This is a genomic window from Streptomyces bugieae, assembly GCF_036352915.1.
Lineage (GTDB): Bacteria > Actinomycetota > Actinomycetes > Streptomycetales > Streptomycetaceae > Streptomyces > Streptomyces endophytica.
The window spans coordinates 30,216-47,617 of record NZ_JAZBJP010000051.1 but is presented as its reverse complement, the minus strand read 5'-3'; the positions used below and the strand labels follow the sequence as shown (position 1 = coordinate 47,617).

The window sequence follows — 17,402 nt, the reverse complement described above, 5'->3', positions numbered from 1 at the left end:
GCTTTAACTTTCCCTCTCACGGGAGGGGGCGGGCCGGAGGGGCCGGTTGTGTGGACGTAAAGCGTCAGCAGTCCACACAACCGGCCCCGGAGGCCCGTCACCGCACCCGACAACAACCCAGCCCGCCGCAGGCGCAACGGCGAACAACACCCGCGGCGGGACAGACAGGTACGTGGGAGGCGCCGCAAAGCGCACAACGGCGAGCGAGCCCCGCGGCGGGAAAGCCGGGTACGTGGGCGGCACCGCAAAGCGCAGCGGAATGTTCGCCGCCCCGAAAGATCCACGTGGCTCGCTCCACGCACGGTGCGTCGACAACAGCCGTATGCGTGTCGTCATCGTCACCGAATCCTTCCCGCCCGATGTCAACGGCGTCGCCCACTGCGCCCTGGAAACCGCCCGCCACCTCGTCCGCCGCGGGCACGACCCGCTCGTCGTCGCGCCGCTCGGTGGCGCCGCGCCCGGAGCCGGTACGCACGACAGCCCCTGCCCCGTCGTACGGGTGCCGTCGATGCCGCTGCCCGGTTACCCGCAGGTGCGGATCGCGCTCCCCGGACGAAGGCTGTCCGCGGCGCTGGCCGGTCACCGGCCCGATCTGGTGCACCTCGCCAGCCCCTTCGTCCTCGGCGCCCGCGGCATGGCCGCCGCGGCCCGTCTGCGGGTGCCCGCGATCGCCGTCTACCAGACGGACCTGGGCCGCTACGCCCGCACCTACCTCGGCGGCGGCACCGCCACCGCCTGGCGGCGGCTGCGCGCCGTGCACGGGGCCGCCGACCGCACCCTCGCGCCCTCCAGCGCCGCGCTGCTCGACCTGACCGAGCACGGCGTGCCCCGCGTCCACCTCTGGCCGCGCGGCGTGGACTCCACCCGCTTCCACCCCGGGCGCCGCGACGCGGTGCTGCGCAGCTCGCTCACCGCCGGACGGGAGCTGCTGGTGGGGTACGTGGGGCGGCTCGCGCCGGAGAAGGACGTCCGGCTGCTGGCCGAGACCTCCCGGCTGCCGGGCGTCCGCACCGTCGTCATCGGCGAGGGCCCCAGCGCCGCCGGACTGCGCGCCGCCCTCCCGGAGGTCCGCTTCCTCGGCCGCCGCACCGGTGACGAACTCGCCCGGCTCTACGCCTCCCTGGACGTCTTCGTGCACACCGGGCCCTACGAGACCTTCTGCCAGACCGTGCAGGAGGCGATGGCCTCGGGCGTGCCCGTCGTCGCGCCGCGGGCCGGCGGACCGGTCGATCTGGTCGACCACGGCCGTACCGGGCTCCTGGTCACCCCCGGCGACGGCGGCGCGTTCCGGGACGCGGTGCGCTTGCTGGCGGGCAGTGCCGAACTGCGCGTGCGGTACGGCGCCGCGGCCCGCCGGGCCGTCGCGGACCGCACCTGGGAAGCGGTCGGCGACCAGCTTCTGGGCCACTACGAGGACGTGCTCGCCGACCGGACGGCGGTGGCGGTGTGAACCGGCGGCCGGCCCGCACGACGGGCCTGCGGATCGTACGGATCGCCAACTTCGTCACCCCGGCCTCCGGCGGGCTGCGCACCGCGCTCGCCGCGCTCGGCGCCGGCTACCGGGCCGCCGGGCACGAACCGGTGCTCATCGTGCCCGGGCCGCCCGGCGACGACCGGGCGCACGAGGAACTCACCGCGCAGGGGCGGGTGTTCACCCTGCCCGGGACCGCGCTGCCCGGCAGCGGCGGCTACCGGATGCTGACCGACCGCCGCCGGGTGCAGCGGCTGCTGGCGGCGCTGGCCCCCGACCGGCTGGAGGTCTCGGACCGTACGACGCTGCGCTGGACGGGCGAGTGGGCCCGCCGGGCCCGGGTCCCCGCGGTGATGGTCTCGCACGAGAGCGTGGACGGGGTGCTGCACACCTGGGGCGTGCCGCGGCCGCTCGCCCGGGCCGCCGCGGACCGGCTCAACCGCCGTACCGCGTACGCCTACAGCCGGGTGGTGTGCACCACCGAGTGGGCGGCCGCGGAGTTCACCCGGGCCGGCGCGCGCAACGTCGTACGCGCCCCGCTCGGGGTCGATCTGGCCGCCTGGCACCCGGACTGCGGCAGCGCCGAGCTGCGCCGCCGATGCGCGGGCCGGGCTGGGGTGCTGCTGCTGATGTGCTCCCGGCTCTCCCAGGAGAAGCGGCCCGGGCGGGCCCTGGACGCGCTCGCCGAGCTGCGCCGGCGCGGCATCGACGCGGCGCTGGTGGTGGTCGGTGACGGGCCGCTGCGGGCCCGGCTGGCCGCCCGCGCGCGGGCCGAACGGCTGCCCGCGGCGTTCCTGGGCCACCTCGCCGACCGCGACCGGCTGGCCGCCCTGCAGGCCAGTGCCGATCTCGCGCTGGCGCCCGGGCCCGCCGAGACGTTCGGGCTGGCCGCTCTGGAGGCGCTGGCCTGCGGCACCCCGGTGGTCGCCAGCGCGGCCTCGGCGCTGGCCGGGCTCGTCGGCGGCGGGGGCGACACCGCGCTCGACGACGGGCCGTCCTTCGCCGACGCCGTCCAGCGGGTACTGGCCCGGCCCGAGGCGGCCCGGCGCGCCGCGGCCCGCCGGCAGGCCGAGGGCTACGGCTGGCAGCCGGCCGTGGACGCCTTCCTGGCGGCGCACGACGCCGACGTGCCGCTGGCCCGGCCCGCCACCGCCGTACCGGCCGCGCCGCATCCGGCGGGCCCCCGGGGCGGGTGGTGACGGTGCGGTCCACCACGGGGCCGATGCCCGGGCAGCCGCCCACCGGGAGGCCGTCCGCGGCACAGCCGCGAGCGGCCCTGGGCGGGGAACCCGTCCGCTTCGTCGCGCTCGGCGATTCGCTGACCGAGGGGCTGGGCGATCCCCTGCCGGGCGGGGGCTGGCGCGGCTGGGCGGTGCTGCTCGCCGCGGCGCTGGGGGAGCGGCCGGAGAGCGTGGAGCTGGTGAACCTGGCGGTCAGCGGAGCGCTGGCGGCGGACGTGGCCGAACGGCAGCTGCCCGCCGCGCGGGCGCACCGGCCGCGGTTCGCGTCGCTGGTCGTCGGCGCCAACGACACCCTGCGCGCCGCCTTCGCCATCGAGCGGGTCGCGGCCGCACTGGACCGGGCGTACGGCGCGCTGAGCGGCGACGGGACCGTGGTCCTGACGGCCTGTCTGCCCGATCCGGGCCGGATGCTGGGCCTGCCCGCGCCGCTGGCCCGGCCACTGGCCCGGCGGATGCGGGCGGTCAACGCCGTCGTCCACGCGCTCGCCGTCCGCCACGGGGGCGTGCACCTGCATCTGGCCGAGCACCCCTGGGTGACCGACCGCGCCTCCTGGAGCGTGGACCGGCTGCACCCCAGCGAACGCGGCCACCGGTTGCTGGCCCGCGGCTTCCACGCGCAGCTCGCCGCCGCCGGCCTGCCCGTGGGCCCGCCGCCCGCGCTCACCCTCGACGGCCGGGCGCCGACCCGTACCGGCTCCGCCCTGTGGATGGCCACCAAGGGCACCCGCTGGGTCGTCGCCCGCTGCACCGACCTGCTGCCCGGTCTGCTCGCCCTCGCGGCCCGGGAGTACCGGCACTCCCTCGCGGGCACCGGGCGCCTCCTGGACGCCGCGGCCGACCGGACCACGCGGGCCGCGCTCGCCGCCCTCCCCGGGCCGAAAGCCGCCGCGACCGCGCACGGCGCTGCGACAATGACGGGATGACGACCGGACGCTGGGAGTTCTGGATCGACCGGGGTGGCACCTTCACGGACGTCGTCGGCAGACGCCCGGACGGGCGGCTGGTCACCGGGAAACTGCTCTCGCACCACCCCGAGCGCTACCGGGACGCCGCGGTGGCCGGCATCCGGATGATGCTCGGCCTGGGCCCGGACGAACCGGTGCCCGCCGAGCGGGTCTCCGTCGTCAAGATGGGCACCACCGTCGCCACCAACGCCCTCCTGGAGCGCAAGGGCGAACCGACCGTGCTGCTCATCACCGAGGGCTTCCGCGACGCGCTGCGGATCGCCTACCAGAACCGCCCGCGGATCTTCGACCGCCGGATCGTTCTGCCCGAGGCGCTCTACGACCGGGTGATCGAGGTGCCGGAGCGGATCGGGGCGCACGGCGACGTGGTCCGGCCGCTGGAGGCCGGCCGGGTCCGCGAGGCGCTGCGGGAGGCCCGCGCCGACGGGCTGAGCAGCGCCGCCGTCGTCCTCATGCACGGCTACCGCCACCCCGACCACGAGCAGGCCGTCGCCGAGCTGGCCCGGGAGGCCGGCTTCCCCCAGGTCAGCTGCTCGCACGAGGTCAGCCCGCTGATGAAGCTGGTGCCGCGCGGCGACACCACCGTCGTCGACGCCTACCTCTCGCCGATCCTGGCCCGTTACGTCGACGAGATCGCCGCCCAGCTCCCGGGCATCCGGCTGATGTTCATGCAGTCCAACGGCGGGCTGCGCCAGGCCGCGCACTTCCGCGGGAAGGACGCGGTGCTCTCCGGCCCCGCGGGCGGCGTGGTCGGCATGGTCCGTACGGCCGCCGAGGCCGGTGACGGCCACGACCGGGTGATCGGCTTCGACATGGGCGGCACCTCCACCGATGTGTCGCACTACGCCGGTGAGTTCGAGCGGGTCTTCGGCAACGAGGTCGCCGGCGTCCGGATGCGCGCCCCGATGATGAACATCCACACCGTCGCGGCCGGCGGCGGCTCCGTGCTGCACTTCGACGGGCGCCGCTACCGGGTCGGCCCCGACTCGGCCGGCGCCGACCCGGGACCGGCCTGCTACCGGCGCGGCGGCCCGCTGACCGTCACCGACGCCAATGTGATGCTCGGCCGCATCCAGCCGGCCCACTTCCCCGCGGTGTTCGGCACCGACGGCGACCGGCCGCTGGACGACGAGGCGGTCCGGGAGCGCTTCACGGAGCTGGCCGCCCGGGCCGCCGCCGAGACCGGGGACGACCGCGGCCCCGAGGAGGTCGCCGCCGGGTTCCTGGACATCGCCGTGCTCAACATGGCCAACGCGGTCAAGAAGATCTCCGTCCAGCGCGGCCACGACGTCACCCGCTACGCCCTCACCAGTTTCGGCGGCGCCGGCGGCCAGCACGCCTGCGCGGTCGCCGACGCCCTGGGCATCAACACGGTCCTCGTCCCGCCGCTGGCCGGCGTGCTCTCGGCGTACGGCATCGGGGTCGCGGACGCCACCGCGATGCGCGAACAGGCCGTCGAGGCGGAGTTCTCCGACCCCGCCGCGCTCGACCACGTCCACGAGGTGTGCGCCGCGCTCGCCGACCAGACCCGCCGAGAACTCCTCGACGACGGGGTGCCGGACGCGTCGATCACCACCCGTGCCCGGGTGCTGGTCCGCTACGCCGGGACCGACTCCCCCCTCGGCGTCCCGCTCGGCGACGCCGCGGCGATGGCCGAGGAGTTCGTCCGGGCGCACCGCGAGCGGTACGCCTTCACCATGGACAAGCCGCTGGTTGCCGAGGCGGTGTCGGTCGAGGCGCGCGGGGAGTCCGGCGGCGCCCGCGGCTACGAGGCACGAACCGGCGGCCGGGAAGGGGAGTTGGCGCCCGCGGCGACGGTGCGGATGTACGCCGGCGGACGCTGGCGGGACACCGGCCTGTACCGGCGGACCGAACTGCGGCCCGGTGACGTCCTCACCGGCCCGGCGATCGTCGCCGAGGCCGACGCCACCACCGTCGTCGACCCCGACTGGCAGGCGGAGATGGGCGACCGCGGGCACCTGCTGCTGACCCGTACCCGCCCGCGCGGCGACCGGGTCGCGGTCGGCACCGAGGCCGACCCGGTGATGCTGGAGGTCTTCAACAGCCTCTTCATGGCCATCGCCGAGCAGATGGGCGTCCGGCTGGAGAACACCGCGCACTCCGTCAACATCAAGGAGCGGCTGGACTTCTCCTGCGCGCTGTTCGACGCCGAGGGCAATCTGATCGCCAACGCCCCGCACATCCCCGTGCATCTGGGCTCGATGGGGGAGTCCATCAAGGAGGTGCTCCGGCGGCGCCGGGGCGATCTGCGACCGGGCGACGTCTACGCGATCAACGACCCGTACCACGGCGGCACCCACCTGCCGGACGTCACGGTCGTCACGCCCGTCTTCGACGCCGACGGCGACGACCTGCTGTTCCTGGTGGCCTCCCGCGGCCACCACGCCGAGATCGGCGGCATCACCCCCGGCTCGATGCCGGCGTTCAGCACCACCATCCACGAGGAGGGCATCCTCTTCGACAACTGGCTGCTGGTGCGGGACGGGACGCTGCGCGAGCGCGAGACCCGTGAGCTGCTCACCTCCGGCCCGTACCCGTCCCGTTCGCCGGACGCCAACCTCGCCGATCTGCGCGCCCAGATCGCCGCGAACGAGAAGGGCATCCAGGAACTCCGCAGGATGACCGACCAGTTCGGCCTGGATGTCGTACGGGCCTACATGGGCCACGTCCAGGACAACGCCGAGGAATCGGTCCGCCGGATCATCGCCCGGCTGTCGGACGGCAGCTACCGCTACGAGACCGACAGCGGCGCGGAGATCCGGGTCGCGCTGACCGTCGACCGGGACGCCCGCAGCGCCGTGCTGGACTTCGCCGGCACCTCGCCCCAGCAGCCCGGCAACGCCAACGCGCCCACCTCGGTGGTGATGGCCGCGGTGCTGTACGTCTTCCGCACCCTGGTCGCCGAGGACATCCCGCTCAACAGCGGCTGCCTCAAGCCCGTCGAGGTCCGCATCCCCGAGGGCTCGATGCTGGCCCCCGTCTTCCCGGCGGCCACCGTCGCGGGCAACGTGGAGACCTCCCAGGCGGTCACCGGCGCGCTCTACGCCGCGCTGGGCATCCAGGCCGAGGGCTCCGGCACGATGAACAACCTCACCTTCGGCAACGACCGGGTGCAGTACTACGAGACCGTGGCCAGCGGTTCGGGCGCCGGCGACGGCTTCCACGGCGCGGACGCCGTGCAGACCCACATGACCAACTCCCGGCTGACCGACCCCGAGGTCCTGGAGTGGCGCTACCCGGTCCGGGTCGACGCCTTCGCGATCCGCGACGGCAGCGGCGGCCGCGGACGCTGGCACGGCGGCTGCGGTGTCGAGCGCCGGCTGCGCTTCCTGGAACCGGTCACCCTCGCCCTGCTCACCCACCACCGCCGCGTCCCGCCGTACGGCATGGCGGGCGGCGCCCCGGGCGCGCTGGGCGCCAACCTCATCGAACGTGCCGATGGCAGCTGCGAGGAGCTCCGGGGCTGCGACGCGGCGGACGCCGGGGTGGACGACGTACTGGTGCTGCGGACGCCCGGTGGCGGGGGCTACGGGGAGCCGTGACACGTGCCGGCCGTGGACACCGGGGTGCCCACGGCCGGCACGTGCGCCGGTTCGGCCGGCCGCTACTCCTCCTCCGCCGCGCGGCGGCACGCCTCGAAGGCGACCACCGCGGGGACGTAGTCGCGCCGCAGCTCGAAGTAGCAGGCCCGCGCGGCCTCGGGGCCGCCCTCGGCCCCGAGGTGACAGGCCCGCTCCACGACCTCGGGGTTCGCGCCGGGGTGCTGTTCCAGGACGGTGTAGAAGCAGGCCTGCGGGGTCGCGTGGGCGGCCGGGGCGACGGCCACGACGCCGCCGAGGGCGAGGGCGAGACCGCTGAGCGCGGCGGCGAGGCGCGGGACGAGACGCATGGTGGTGACGGTTCCTTCCGTGCGGAAGCCCGAGTCGGTCACTCGGTGCGGTTGATCCGCTACGGAACGTGCCCAGCGGTGTCCCCGGCAACGCGGGCGGAGGCGGGGCACCGGGCGCGAACGGCCGGCGCACCGTGCCCACTTCGGGTGGCGGTGTGCGCCGGCGTCACCCGGAGTGCGCCGCCCGGGCCGGCCGCCGGCCGAGGCGCACGAACCGGACCGGGGTGCCCGGCACCGCCTGCGCCGCCGGGGCCAGGAAACGCTCGGGCACCACGCCGATGACGGGGTATCCGCCGGTCGTGGGGTGGTCGTGCAGGAAGAGCACCGGCAGGCCGTTCGGCGGGACCTGCAGGGCGCCCAACGGCATGCCCTCGCTGGGGAGTTCACCGGTCCGGGCGCGTTCCAGCGGCGGGCCCTCGGTGCGCAGCCCGATGCGGTTGCTGGCCGCCGAGACCGTGAAGCGCCCGGTGGTCAGGGTGCGCAGCCCGGCCCGGGTGAACCAGGCGTCGCGCGGGCCGGGCAGGAACGGCAGGACCAGTTCGCTCACCGGGCCCGGGTGCGGGACGGCGTCCGCGGCGGCGGGCGGGCCGTACGGGGCGCCCAGCGGGAGCACCGCGCCGTCGGTGAGCGGATCGGGGCCGAGGCCGGAGAGCAGGTCGGCGGCGCGGCTGCCGAGCACCTCCTCGGTGTCGATCCCGCCCGCGAAGGCGAGGTGGGAGCGCAGCCCGTGCACGGCCGGTCCGGCGTCCAGGACGGCGCCCGCCGGGACGCGCACCGGGGCGCCCCAGGGGGCGGGACGGCCGTCGACGGTCACCGGGCAGGGCGCGCCGGTGACCGCGACCGTGGTGGCCGTCCGCACCCGTACGGCACAGCCGGTCAGCGTCGTCTCCAGGGTGGCGGCCGTCTCGGGGTTGCCGACCAGGCGGTTGGCGAGGCGGTGCGCGGGCGCGTCCAGGGCGCCGGCCCGCGGCACCCCGAGGTGGGCGTGACCGGGGCGGCCGAGGTCCTGCACGGTGGTGAGCGCACCGGCCCGGACCACCGCGAGGGCACGGTCGGTCATCGGGCGGTCTCCAGCGGGACGAAGCGGACGCGGGTGCCGGGGGTGAGCAGCGCGGCCGGTTCCCGGCGCGCGTCCCACAGCACGGCGTCGGTGGTGCCGATCAGCTGCCAGCCGCCGGGGGAGGAGCGCGGATAGACCCCGGTGTACGGGCCGGCCAGGGCGACCGAGCCGACCGGGACCTTGGTCCGGGGGGTGTCCCGGCGCGGCACGTGCAGCGGCTCGGGCAGCCCGGTCAGATAGCCGAAGCCGGGCGCGAAGCCGCAGAAGGCGACGTGGAAGGTCGTGCCGGAGTGCCGGCGGACGACCTCGTCGGGGGTGGTGTCCCACAGGGCGGCGACGTCGGCGAGGTCGGGGCCGTCGTAGCGGACCGGGATCTCGACGGCCGGGCGGTCGTCGGCGGGGCGCGGCGGGACGTCCCAGGTGGCGAGTTCGGCGATCAGTCCGCGGGGGTCGGCCAGGCCGTCGAGGAAGACCGTGCGGGCGGCCGGCACGATCTCTCCGACCGGTGGCAGGGTGCCGTCGGCGGCCCGGCGCAGCAGCTCTGCGTGGAGCGCGCCGACCTCCTCGGCGCTGTCCAGCTCGATCAGCAGGCCGTGTTCGCCGACCGGCAGCGGCCTCATACGAAGCTCCGGACGCGCACCCCGGCCGCGGCCAGCTCGGACCGGACGCGCCGGGCCAGGCCGGCGGCACCCGGGGTGTCGCCGTGCAGGCACAGCGAGCGGGCGGTGATCTCCACCCGGTGGCCGTCGATCGCGGTGACCGCGCGGTCCCGGGCCATGCCCAGGGCGCGCTTGACGACCTCGTCGGGGTCGTGGACGACCGCGCCCGGCTCGCGGCGCGGGACGAGGGTGCCGGCGGCGGTGTAGGCGCGGTCCGCGAACGCCTCGCCGACCACCGGCAGTCCGGCCTGCCGGGCGGCCTCGTGCAGCCGGGAGCCGGGCAGTCCGAGGACCGGCAGCCCGCCGCCCGCGGTCCGGATTCCGGCGATCACCGCACCGGCCTGCTCCGCGTCGTGGACGCAGCGGTTGTAGAGCGCGCCGTGCGGCTTGACGTAGCCGACCCGGGCGCCGGCCGCCCGCGCGAAGACCTCCAGGGCGCCGATCTGGTAGGCGATCTCGTCGGCGAGTTCGTCCGGCGGGACGTCCATCGCGCGGCGGCCGAAGCCGGCCAGGTCGCGGTAGGAGACCTGGGCGCCGATGACCACCCCGCGCTCGGCGGCCAGCGCGCAGACCCGGCGCATCGTGGCCGGGTCGCCGGCGTGGAAGCCGCAGGCGACGTTGGCGCTGGTCACCACGGAGAGCAGGGCCTCGTCGTCGGTGAGCTGCCAGCGGCCGAAGCCCTCGCCGAGGTCGGCGTTGAGGTCGATGACGGGGGCGTCGCCGGGGGTGTCCGCCGCGTCGCTCATGTCGCTCCGTTCCAGGGTGCTCGGTGCCGGCCGGGCGGGCCGGGGGCGGCCCGGTTGCGGGCGGGGGAGGGACGGCAGGGGCGAACCGGTCGGCCCGTATCCGTAGTGACTCTCCCCCGAGGGCACTCGAGCCGACCGGCATCGGGGGACAACGTAGAGGATCGTTGAACGATCCGACAAGAGGTGTGCGGGCTCCGGAAGAGGTTCCGTTGTCTTGTCCCCGGATCTGGGATTGACTTCCGTCCACACGACGCCCGGACGGCCCGGACGGCCACCGGGCACGGCACGAGAGCGGGGAGCCAGATGGCCGGCGGAGTGGCGAAGAACGATCAGCGGCGGCTCGCCGAGGTCGCGGGGCTGGAACGGGACCGGGCCCTGCTGGGCCGCGCCAGTACGGCGGAGCGGGTCGCCGACATCCTGCGCGACCGGATCACCGAGGGGTACTTCCCGCCCGGCGCCCGGCTGTCGGAGGAGAGCATCGGCGGCGCGCTGGGCGTCTCCCGCAACACCCTGCGCGAGGCCTTCCGGCTGCTGACGCACGAGCGGCTGCTGGTGCACGAGCTCAACCGGGGGGTGTTCGTGCGGGTGGTGACGGTCGAGGACCTGGACGACATCTACCGGGTGCGCACGCTCGTCGAGTGCGCGGCGGTACGCAGCCTGGGGGAGGGGCCCCACGACGAACGGACGACCGCGGCCGTCGCCGCGATCGAGGCGGCCGTGCGGGCCGGTGAGGCCGCCTCCCACGACCGCGCGTGGCAGGACCTGTCGACCGCCAACATCCGCTTCCACCAGGGCATCGTGGCGCTGGCCGGCAGCCCGCGCACCGACGAGCTGATGCGCGGCGTGCTGGCCGAACTGCGGCTGGTCTTCCACGTCATGGCCGATCCCCGGCGGTTCCACGCGCCCTATCTGACCCGGAACCGGCAGATCGTGGAAGCCCTGCAGGCCGGCGACGCGGCCGAGGCCGAACGGCTGCTGCTGTCCTACCTGGAGGACTCGCGCAGCCAGTTGTCGGGCGCGTACGCCCAGCACATCGCCCGGGACTGACCCGCGATCCGAGGTTCGCCCGCGCAGACCCCTTGTCGGATCGTTGAACAATCGCCTAGCCTCCGCTGCAATCTCTTCACCCCTCTCCCGGACCCCTCGTGGTCCCGTACGCGGAAGGCGGATCCATGATCGTGCTCCTCGGCGTGCTCGTGGTCGTGATCGGCTTCGCCACGAAACGCAATCCGCTCCTGGTCGTCGCGGTGGCCGGCATCGCCACCGGCCTCCTGGGCGGACTGTCCCCCGGCAAGGTCCTCGCCGCCTTCGGCGAGGGCTTCGCCGGCAGCCGGGCGGTGACCATCTTCGCGATCACCCTCCCGGTCATCGGCCTCCTGGAGCGCTACGGCCTCCAGGAACGCGCCCGCACCCTCATCGCCCGCTTCGGCCGGCTCACCACCGGCCGGTTCCTCGCGCTCTACCTGGGCCTGCGGCAGATCGGCGCCGCCGTCGGACTGACCAACGTCTTCGGACACGCCCAGACCGTCCGCCCGCTCGCCGTCCCGATGGCCGAGGGCGCCGCCGAGCGCAAGTACGGCGGGCTGCCCGAACGGACCCGGGAGAAGGTCCGGTCGTTCTCCGCCAGCGCGGACAACGTCGGCCTGTTCTTCGGCGAGGACGTCTTCCTCGCGGTCGGCTCGATCCTGCTGATCACCGGCTTCGTCAACACCACCTACGGCACCCACCTCGAACCGCTGCAGCTCGCGCTGTGGGCCATCCCCACCGCGGTGTGCGCCTTCCTGGTCCACGGCTGGCGACTGCTGCGCCTGGACCGCCAGTTGGAGCGCGAACTCGGCACCGCCCCCGTCCCGTCCGGCACCGCAGTGGAGGCAGCCCAGTGATCAAGGCGGAGTGGTTCTACTGGCTGGTCGGCCTCAGCTTCCTGGTGATGGCCGCCCAGATGCTCACCGACCGCAGCAACCCCAAGCGGTACGGCACCGGCGCCTTCTGGGGCCTGATCGGCGCCGGCTTCGTCTACAGCAGCTGGGTCGTCACCAAGCAGGCGCCCGCCGAGCCGCTCGGCGTCGCCGTCCTCGTGATGGCCTGCCTGGCCGGCTTCGGCTTCACCGGACGCGGCACCCCGCGCACCACCACCCCCGAGGAGCGCACGGCCAGCGCGGCCCGGCTCGGCAACAAGCTCTTCGTCCCCGCGCTCACCATCCCGGCCGTCGCCATGGCCTGCGCCATCGGCGTCAAGCACCTCTCCATAGGCGGCGAACCGGTCCTCCAGGAGGGCAGCGAAACCATCCTGGGCCTGGGCATCGGCGCCGTCGCCGCCCTCGTCGTCGGCATGGTGATGCTGCGCGAGAAGCGGATCACGGTGCCCGTCCAGGCCGGCCGCTCCATGCTGGAGGCGATGGGCTGGGCGATGCTGCTGCCGCAGATGCTGGCCACACTCGGCGCGATCTTCCAGGTCTCCGGCGTCGGCGACCGGGTCGGCGAACTCACCACCTCCGTCCTGCCCAAGGACTCCCTGTACCTCGCCATCGCCCTGTACTGCGTGGGCATGTTCGCCTTCACCATCGTCATGGGCAACGCCTTCGCCGCCTTCCCCGTGATGACCGCGGCCGTCGGCTGGCCCGTGCTCATCGGGCACTTCCACGGCAATCCCGCCGCCGTCCTGGCCATCGGTATGCTCGCCGGCTTCTGCGGCACGCTCGTGACGCCCATGGCCGCCAACTTCAACATCGTCCCGGCCGCCCTGCTGGAACTGAAGGACCAGTACGGGCCCATCAAGGCCCAACTGCCCACCGCCGGCGTCCTGCTCGGCTGCAACATCGTGATCATGGCCCTGTTCGCCTTCTGAACCGGCCCGCCCCCGCCGCGGCACGGCGCCCCCACCGCCGTGCCCGCGCCGTCCCCCCTCCGACCATCCGCACCGAGGACGACCGTATGACCCGGGTACTGCTGACCGGATTCGCCCCCTTCGACGGGGAGACCGTCAACCCCTCCTGGCAGGCGGTACGCGCCGCCGCGGCCGAACCGCCGCCCGGAATCGAGGCCTCCGCCGTCGAACTGCCCTGCGTCTACGGGGCGTCGGTGGCCGTGCTGCGCGCCGCGATCGACGAGACCCGCCCCGAGATAGTCCTCTGCGTCGGCCAGGCCGGCGGCCGCCCCGACATCACCGTCGAACGCGTCGCCCTCAACGTCGACGACGCCCGCATCCCCGACGCCACCGGCGCCGAACCCGTCGACGAACCGGTGGTGCCCGGCGGCCCCGCCGCCTACTTCTCCACCCTGCCCATCAAGGCCTGCGTGGAGGCGGTACGCGCCGCCGGCCTGCCCGCCTCGGTCTCCAACACGGCCGGCACCTTCGTCTGCAACCACGTCTTCTACGGCCTCGCCCACCTCATCGCCACCGAACTCACCGGCGTGCGCGGCGGATTCGTGCACGTCCCCTACGCCCCCGAGCAGGTCACCGACCGCGCCCAGCCGTCCCTCCCGGTCGACGCGGTCGCCCGGGCGCTGCGGGAGATCACCGCCACCGCGGCCCGCACCCGCACCGACCTCCGCATCGCCGGCGGAGCCACCCATTGAGCACCGCCACCGGCACCCACGCCACCGAACTCGCCGCCCACGCCGAGCGGTTCGCCGATCTGGCCCGGGCCAACGTGACCCGCGCCTACCCGAACGCCCCGATGCACCTGCTCACCGGCCCCGAGGACCTGGTGCCGCCCCGCACCCACCACCCCGCCTTCCACGGCTCGTACGACTGGCACTCCGCGGTCCACATGCACTGGCTGCTGGTCCGGCTGCTGCGCCGCTGCCCCCGGCGCGTCCCCCGCGCGGCGGTGACCGACGTCCTCGACGCCCACCTCACCCCCGCCCACCTCGCCGCGGAAGCCGCCTATCTGCGCGCCCACCCGTCCTTCGAGCGGCCTACGGCTGGGCCTGGCTGCTGGCCCTCACCGCCGAATGCCGGGCGCTCGGCGGCGCCGAGGGAGAACGCTGGGCCGCCGCACTGGCGCCCGCGGCCGAAACCGTCGACGCCCTGCTGCGCGCCTGGCTGCCGCGCGCCACCTACCCCGTCCGCCACGGCACCCACACCAACAGCGCCTTCGCGCTCGGCCTGGTCCTGGACAGCGCCGCCGCGGCCGGCCGCCCCGCGCTGGCCGGGCCGGTCGCCCGTACGCTCCGCCGCTGGTTCACCGACGACCACACCGCGCCCGCCCACTGGGAGCCCTCCGGACAGGACTTCCTCTCCCCGGCGTTCAGCGAGGCCGAGGCGATGGCCCGGGTCCTGCCGGGCCCGGAATTCGCCGCCTGGCTGGGCCGCTTCCTGCCCGGCCTCGACCGGCGCGCCCCGGCCGCGCTGCTCGGCCCGCCCACCGTCTCCGACCCCGCCGACCCCCAGATCGGCCACCTCATCGGCCTCTCGCTGAGCCGGGCGGCCGCACTGCGCCGGATCGCCGCCGCGCTGCCCGACGGTGATCCGCGCCGCCCGGTCCTCACCGCCGCGGCCCGCGACCACCTGGTCGCCGGCCTCCCGCACACCGTCACCGGAGACTTCACCGCCGACCACTGGCTCGCCACCTTCGCCGTCCTCGCCCTGGACGGACCGCCGGCCGGTGACGGACCTTTCGGGACGTGACCGGCAAAGGGACCTGACGCCCGGCCGCGGCCGGGCACGCCGTAAACTGGCCGACCGGCCGAAGCACCGCCCGCCCGCGGTCCGTCAAGGGATCCGGCAGCCGTTCCACCCATGAGCGGATCCGCGCCGTTTCGTCCGTTGTCAGTGCGAGCGCCTACTCTGTGCGACGTGACTTTTCCCGCCCAGGGGCCCGCTGCGCCCCAGCTCAACGGGGTGAACCGCCCCGCGCCGGGCCCGGCCGCCGACGAAGGCCTGGCCCGCCGGCTGCGTGCCCTGGCCTGCACCGCGCCGCTGCACGACCTCGACGCGCGCAAGGCCAACCTCGCGGGCGAGTACGGCGTCTACGCCATGGCGGAGGTGGCGCTCGCCGTCATCGACCTGGTCACGCTCAACATGGACTTCGACACCGGCGCCGACCACGAGGAAATAGTGGCCAAGGTGCTCCCCAGGGTCGCCGCCCAGACCCCCGGCCGCCCCACCGCCGAACACGAGCGGGTGGCCCGCTGGGTGCTGGAGAACCTCATCAACGTCGGCAGCGTCGACCGCGGTTTCCGCGCCGTCTACGGCACCTTCACCACCGACGGTGAGTACATCCGCCGTGACTACGACTTCAAGCTCATCGAAGAGGTCCCCGGCGCCGGCGGCACCGTCTACCTCCGCGCCACCGACGAAGCGGTCAACGTCCTGGTCGGCGCGCTCGACACCGATGTCACCAGCGCCCAGATCGCCGCCGAGGTCAAGCTGGAGGTGCTGATCAGCCGCGGCCGGCTGGCCGACGCCCAGCTCGCCGCCGAACAGGCCCGCTACCGCACCGTCCAGTACGCCGAGACCCTCCGCCGGACCCTGGACGCCACCCGGCGCAACGTCCGCGCGGTCGACTGGCTGGAAACCGTCCCCGACATGATCAACGAGGCGCTCGACCACGTCGCGGACCGCTACCGCCACGAGAACGCCATCCTCACCAACATCCGCAAGGCCCGCGACGAGACCGAGGAGCCCGAGCACAAGCGGCGCGCCGCCGAGCTGGTCGACATCGTCAAGGACTGCATCCGCCGCCACACCCAGCTCCAGTCGCGGCTGCTGGAGGCCGGCCCGCTCTTCCGCGCCGAACAGGACCGGCAGGCGTTCGCCACCCCCGTCGCCCGGGCCGGCCTCGACCTGTACGGCCAGCTCGTCGCCCCCGTCCTGCCGCTCCCCGTCGAGCAGGCCACCCGCGTCACCGACGCCTTCTTCGCGCACGGCACCGGCCTGCGCACCCCCGCCGCCGTCCGCGTCGGCGACCTCGTCGAGGTGCTGCTCACCCCGCCCGTCGAACGCGAGCACCTCGGCGCCGAGATGCCCGAGCCCGACCTGGTGGCCACGCCCGACGACAGCCGCTTCAGCGAGGCCCAGCTCGATGCCGCGATGGCCCTGCTCGACCTGCCGCCGGACGCGCCCCGCCGGCTCTCCGGCCTGCTCGCCGAGGCCCGCCGCGGCGACCCCGAACTCCCCTACCTCGTCGCCCTGCTGGCGGTGCACGCCGCCAGCCCCCCGGTCGGCACCGCCTACCGCCAGGGCGAACAGCAGCTGCTGTTCGCCGTCGACGACGGCACCGAGCTGGCCGACCCCGAGTTCGGCGGCGCCGACCTCATCGTCGGCACGGCCCTGCTGGACGCCGCGGGCATGGCCGCCGACCGCTCGGAGGTCGCCTGATGACGCCCGCGACCCCGCCCGCACCGCCCCCGACCGTCCCCCGCAAGGAGCTTGTCCCGTGACCCCGTACGACGCCGACGAGACGCCGCAGCCGGACCTGGCGTCCCCGCCCGGCGACCCGGACCGGGGCGCGCCCGCCGCCGACGGCGCACCGGCCGGGCAGACCACCGGCCACGCCCCCGTCACCCCGGCCGACGCCGCGGACGCCGCGCGGCTGGTCTCCTTCGGACTCCAGCCCAAGCTGCTGCCCGCCCGCGACGCCGACTACGGCGAACTCCTGCGCCGCTACCGCGACGACCCCGCCTTCGCCCGGCTCGCCGACGCCGTCGCCACCGGCCTCGGCCTGGTCGTCCTGGAGGTCTCCACCCGCGCCGGCATGGCCGTCACCGCCGCCGAGGACTCCGTCTTCGCGGTCCGCATGGGCGACTACGCCCGCCGCGCCTCCGCCGACTCCGCCGACCGCTTCCTGCACGGCCTGGCCCACCTCGCGGTCGCCGCGCTCGCCTTCCCGCGCCCCGAGGACCTCGCCGCCGACGGCTACATCGGCCGGATCACCGTCAACGGCGTCGACGCCTTCGTCCGGCAGGCCTGCCGCCGCCTGGAGGAGCGCGCCGAGCAGCAGGGGGAGAACACCGACCCGGCCACCGACGCCCCCGGCCTGGAATCCGCCTGGCGGATCTACGCGCGGCGCAGCGCCACCGGCGCCACCAAGGACGCCCGGCGGCTGGCCGGTTCGACCACCGGCATCATCGCCAAGGCCGTCACCTTCCTCGTCGACTCCGGCTTCCTGCAGCGCACCGGCGACGACGCCGGCGGCGCCTACCGCACCACCGCCCGCTATCAGCTCCAGGTCCGCGACATGGCCGGCAGCGCCGCCATGGCCGAGCTCCTGGACCTGGGCATCGTCCCGGTCGCCGACGGCAGCGCCTCGCTGCTGCCCGGCGAGGACACCGACGCCCTCGACCTGGTCGCGGACGCCGGCCTGCCGTTCCACTCCGGCTGACCGACCGCCCCGCCCGCCCCCG

The 17,402-nt window shown here is 75.2% G+C and carries 14 protein-coding genes and 1 pseudogene; 11 read left to right on the top strand and 4 right to left on the bottom strand.

Features of this window, described 5'->3' with window-relative positions:
• The first annotated feature begins 322 nt into the window (after window positions 1–322).
• The 4 genes from V2J85_RS37910 to V2J85_RS37895 are packed head-to-tail and all read left to right on the top strand — an operon-like array spanning window position 323 to window position 7,240.
• Window positions 323–1,450, top strand: coding sequence for a glycosyltransferase family 4 protein (locus tag V2J85_RS37910; protein WP_330824116.1), 1,128 nt, complete (start codon window positions 323–325; stop codon window positions 1,448–1,450).
• Window positions 1,447–2,670: a glycosyltransferase gene (locus V2J85_RS37905; RefSeq protein WP_330824115.1), complete on the top strand. Its 1,224-nt coding sequence runs from the start codon at window positions 1,447–1,449 to the stop codon at window positions 2,668–2,670. The genes V2J85_RS37910 and V2J85_RS37905 overlap by 4 nt, the downstream gene beginning before the upstream one ends.
• Window positions 2,671–2,693: 23 nt before the next feature.
• Window positions 2,694–3,635, top strand: coding sequence for an SGNH/GDSL hydrolase family protein (locus V2J85_RS37900; RefSeq protein WP_330824114.1), 942 nt, complete (start codon window positions 2,694–2,696; stop codon window positions 3,633–3,635).
• Entirely contained in the window at window positions 3,632–7,240 is a 3,609-nt protein-coding gene (locus tag V2J85_RS37895; RefSeq protein WP_330824113.1) for a hydantoinase B/oxoprolinase family protein, read from the top strand. The genes V2J85_RS37900 and V2J85_RS37895 overlap by 4 nt, the downstream gene beginning before the upstream one ends.
• Before the next feature lie 62 nt (window positions 7,241–7,302).
• Here V2J85_RS37895 and V2J85_RS37890 read toward each other — a convergent pair whose 3' ends face one another.
• The 4 genes from V2J85_RS37890 to V2J85_RS37875 form a co-directional block, all read right to left on the bottom strand.
• On the bottom strand, window positions 7,303–7,587 hold the full coding sequence (locus V2J85_RS37890) for a hypothetical protein (RefSeq protein WP_261952814.1): 285 nt from the start codon (window positions 7,585–7,587) through the stop codon (window positions 7,303–7,305).
• 166 nt (window positions 7,588–7,753) lie between these two features.
• Window positions 7,754–8,647, bottom strand: coding sequence for a 5-oxoprolinase subunit C family protein (locus V2J85_RS37885; protein WP_330824112.1), 894 nt, complete (start codon window positions 8,645–8,647; stop codon window positions 7,754–7,756).
• Window positions 8,644–9,267, bottom strand: a complete 624-nt coding sequence (gene pxpB / locus V2J85_RS37880) for a 5-oxoprolinase subunit PxpB (RefSeq protein WP_261952816.1) — start codon at window positions 9,265–9,267, stop codon at window positions 8,644–8,646. The genes V2J85_RS37885 and pxpB overlap by 4 nt, the downstream gene beginning before the upstream one ends.
• Window positions 9,264–10,052, bottom strand: coding sequence for a LamB/YcsF family protein (locus V2J85_RS37875; RefSeq protein ID WP_261952817.1), 789 nt, complete (start codon window positions 10,050–10,052; stop codon window positions 9,264–9,266). The genes pxpB and V2J85_RS37875 overlap by 4 nt, the downstream gene beginning before the upstream one ends.
• 303 nt (window positions 10,053–10,355) lie before the next feature.
• Here V2J85_RS37875 and V2J85_RS37870 point away from each other — a divergent pair, with 303 nt between their 5' ends.
• The 7 genes and pseudogenes from V2J85_RS37870 (at window position 10,356) to V2J85_RS37840 (ending at window position 17,380) form a co-directional block, all read left to right on the top strand.
• Complete coding sequence (locus V2J85_RS37870; RefSeq protein ID WP_261952818.1) at window positions 10,356–11,099, top strand: GntR family transcriptional regulator; 744 nt, start codon at window positions 10,356–10,358, stop codon at window positions 11,097–11,099.
• Window positions 11,100–11,224: 125 nt separating this feature from the next.
• Entirely contained in the window at window positions 11,225–11,935 is a 711-nt protein-coding gene (locus V2J85_RS37865; protein ID WP_261952819.1) for a DUF969 domain-containing protein, read from the top strand.
• Window positions 11,932–12,900 (top strand): DUF979 domain-containing protein, encoded by a 969-nt coding sequence (locus V2J85_RS37860; protein ID WP_261952820.1) that lies wholly within the window; start codon window positions 11,932–11,934, stop codon window positions 12,898–12,900. Before V2J85_RS37865 ends, V2J85_RS37860 begins: the two co-directional genes overlap by 4 nt.
• A gap of 86 nt (window positions 12,901–12,986) precedes the next feature.
• A complete protein-coding gene (gene pcp / locus V2J85_RS37855; RefSeq protein WP_261952821.1) occupies window positions 12,987–13,631 on the top strand; it encodes a pyroglutamyl-peptidase I in 645 nt (214 codons plus the stop codon).
• Window positions 13,628–14,685: pseudogene (locus V2J85_RS37850) on the top strand (DUF2891 domain-containing protein). The gene pcp and the pseudogene V2J85_RS37850 overlap by 4 nt, the downstream one beginning before the upstream one ends.
• 168 nt (window positions 14,686–14,853) lie before the next feature.
• Window positions 14,854–16,377 carry a hypothetical protein gene (locus tag V2J85_RS37845; RefSeq protein ID WP_261952823.1) on the top strand — a complete coding sequence of 508 codons (1,524 nt, stop codon included), beginning with the start codon at window positions 14,854–14,856 and terminating at the stop codon, window positions 16,375–16,377.
• Between the two features lie 58 nt (window positions 16,378–16,435).
• Window positions 16,436–17,380, top strand: a complete 945-nt coding sequence (locus V2J85_RS37840) for a hypothetical protein (protein WP_330824111.1) — start codon at window positions 16,436–16,438, stop codon at window positions 17,378–17,380.
• Window positions 17,381–17,402: the final 22 nt, after the last annotated feature.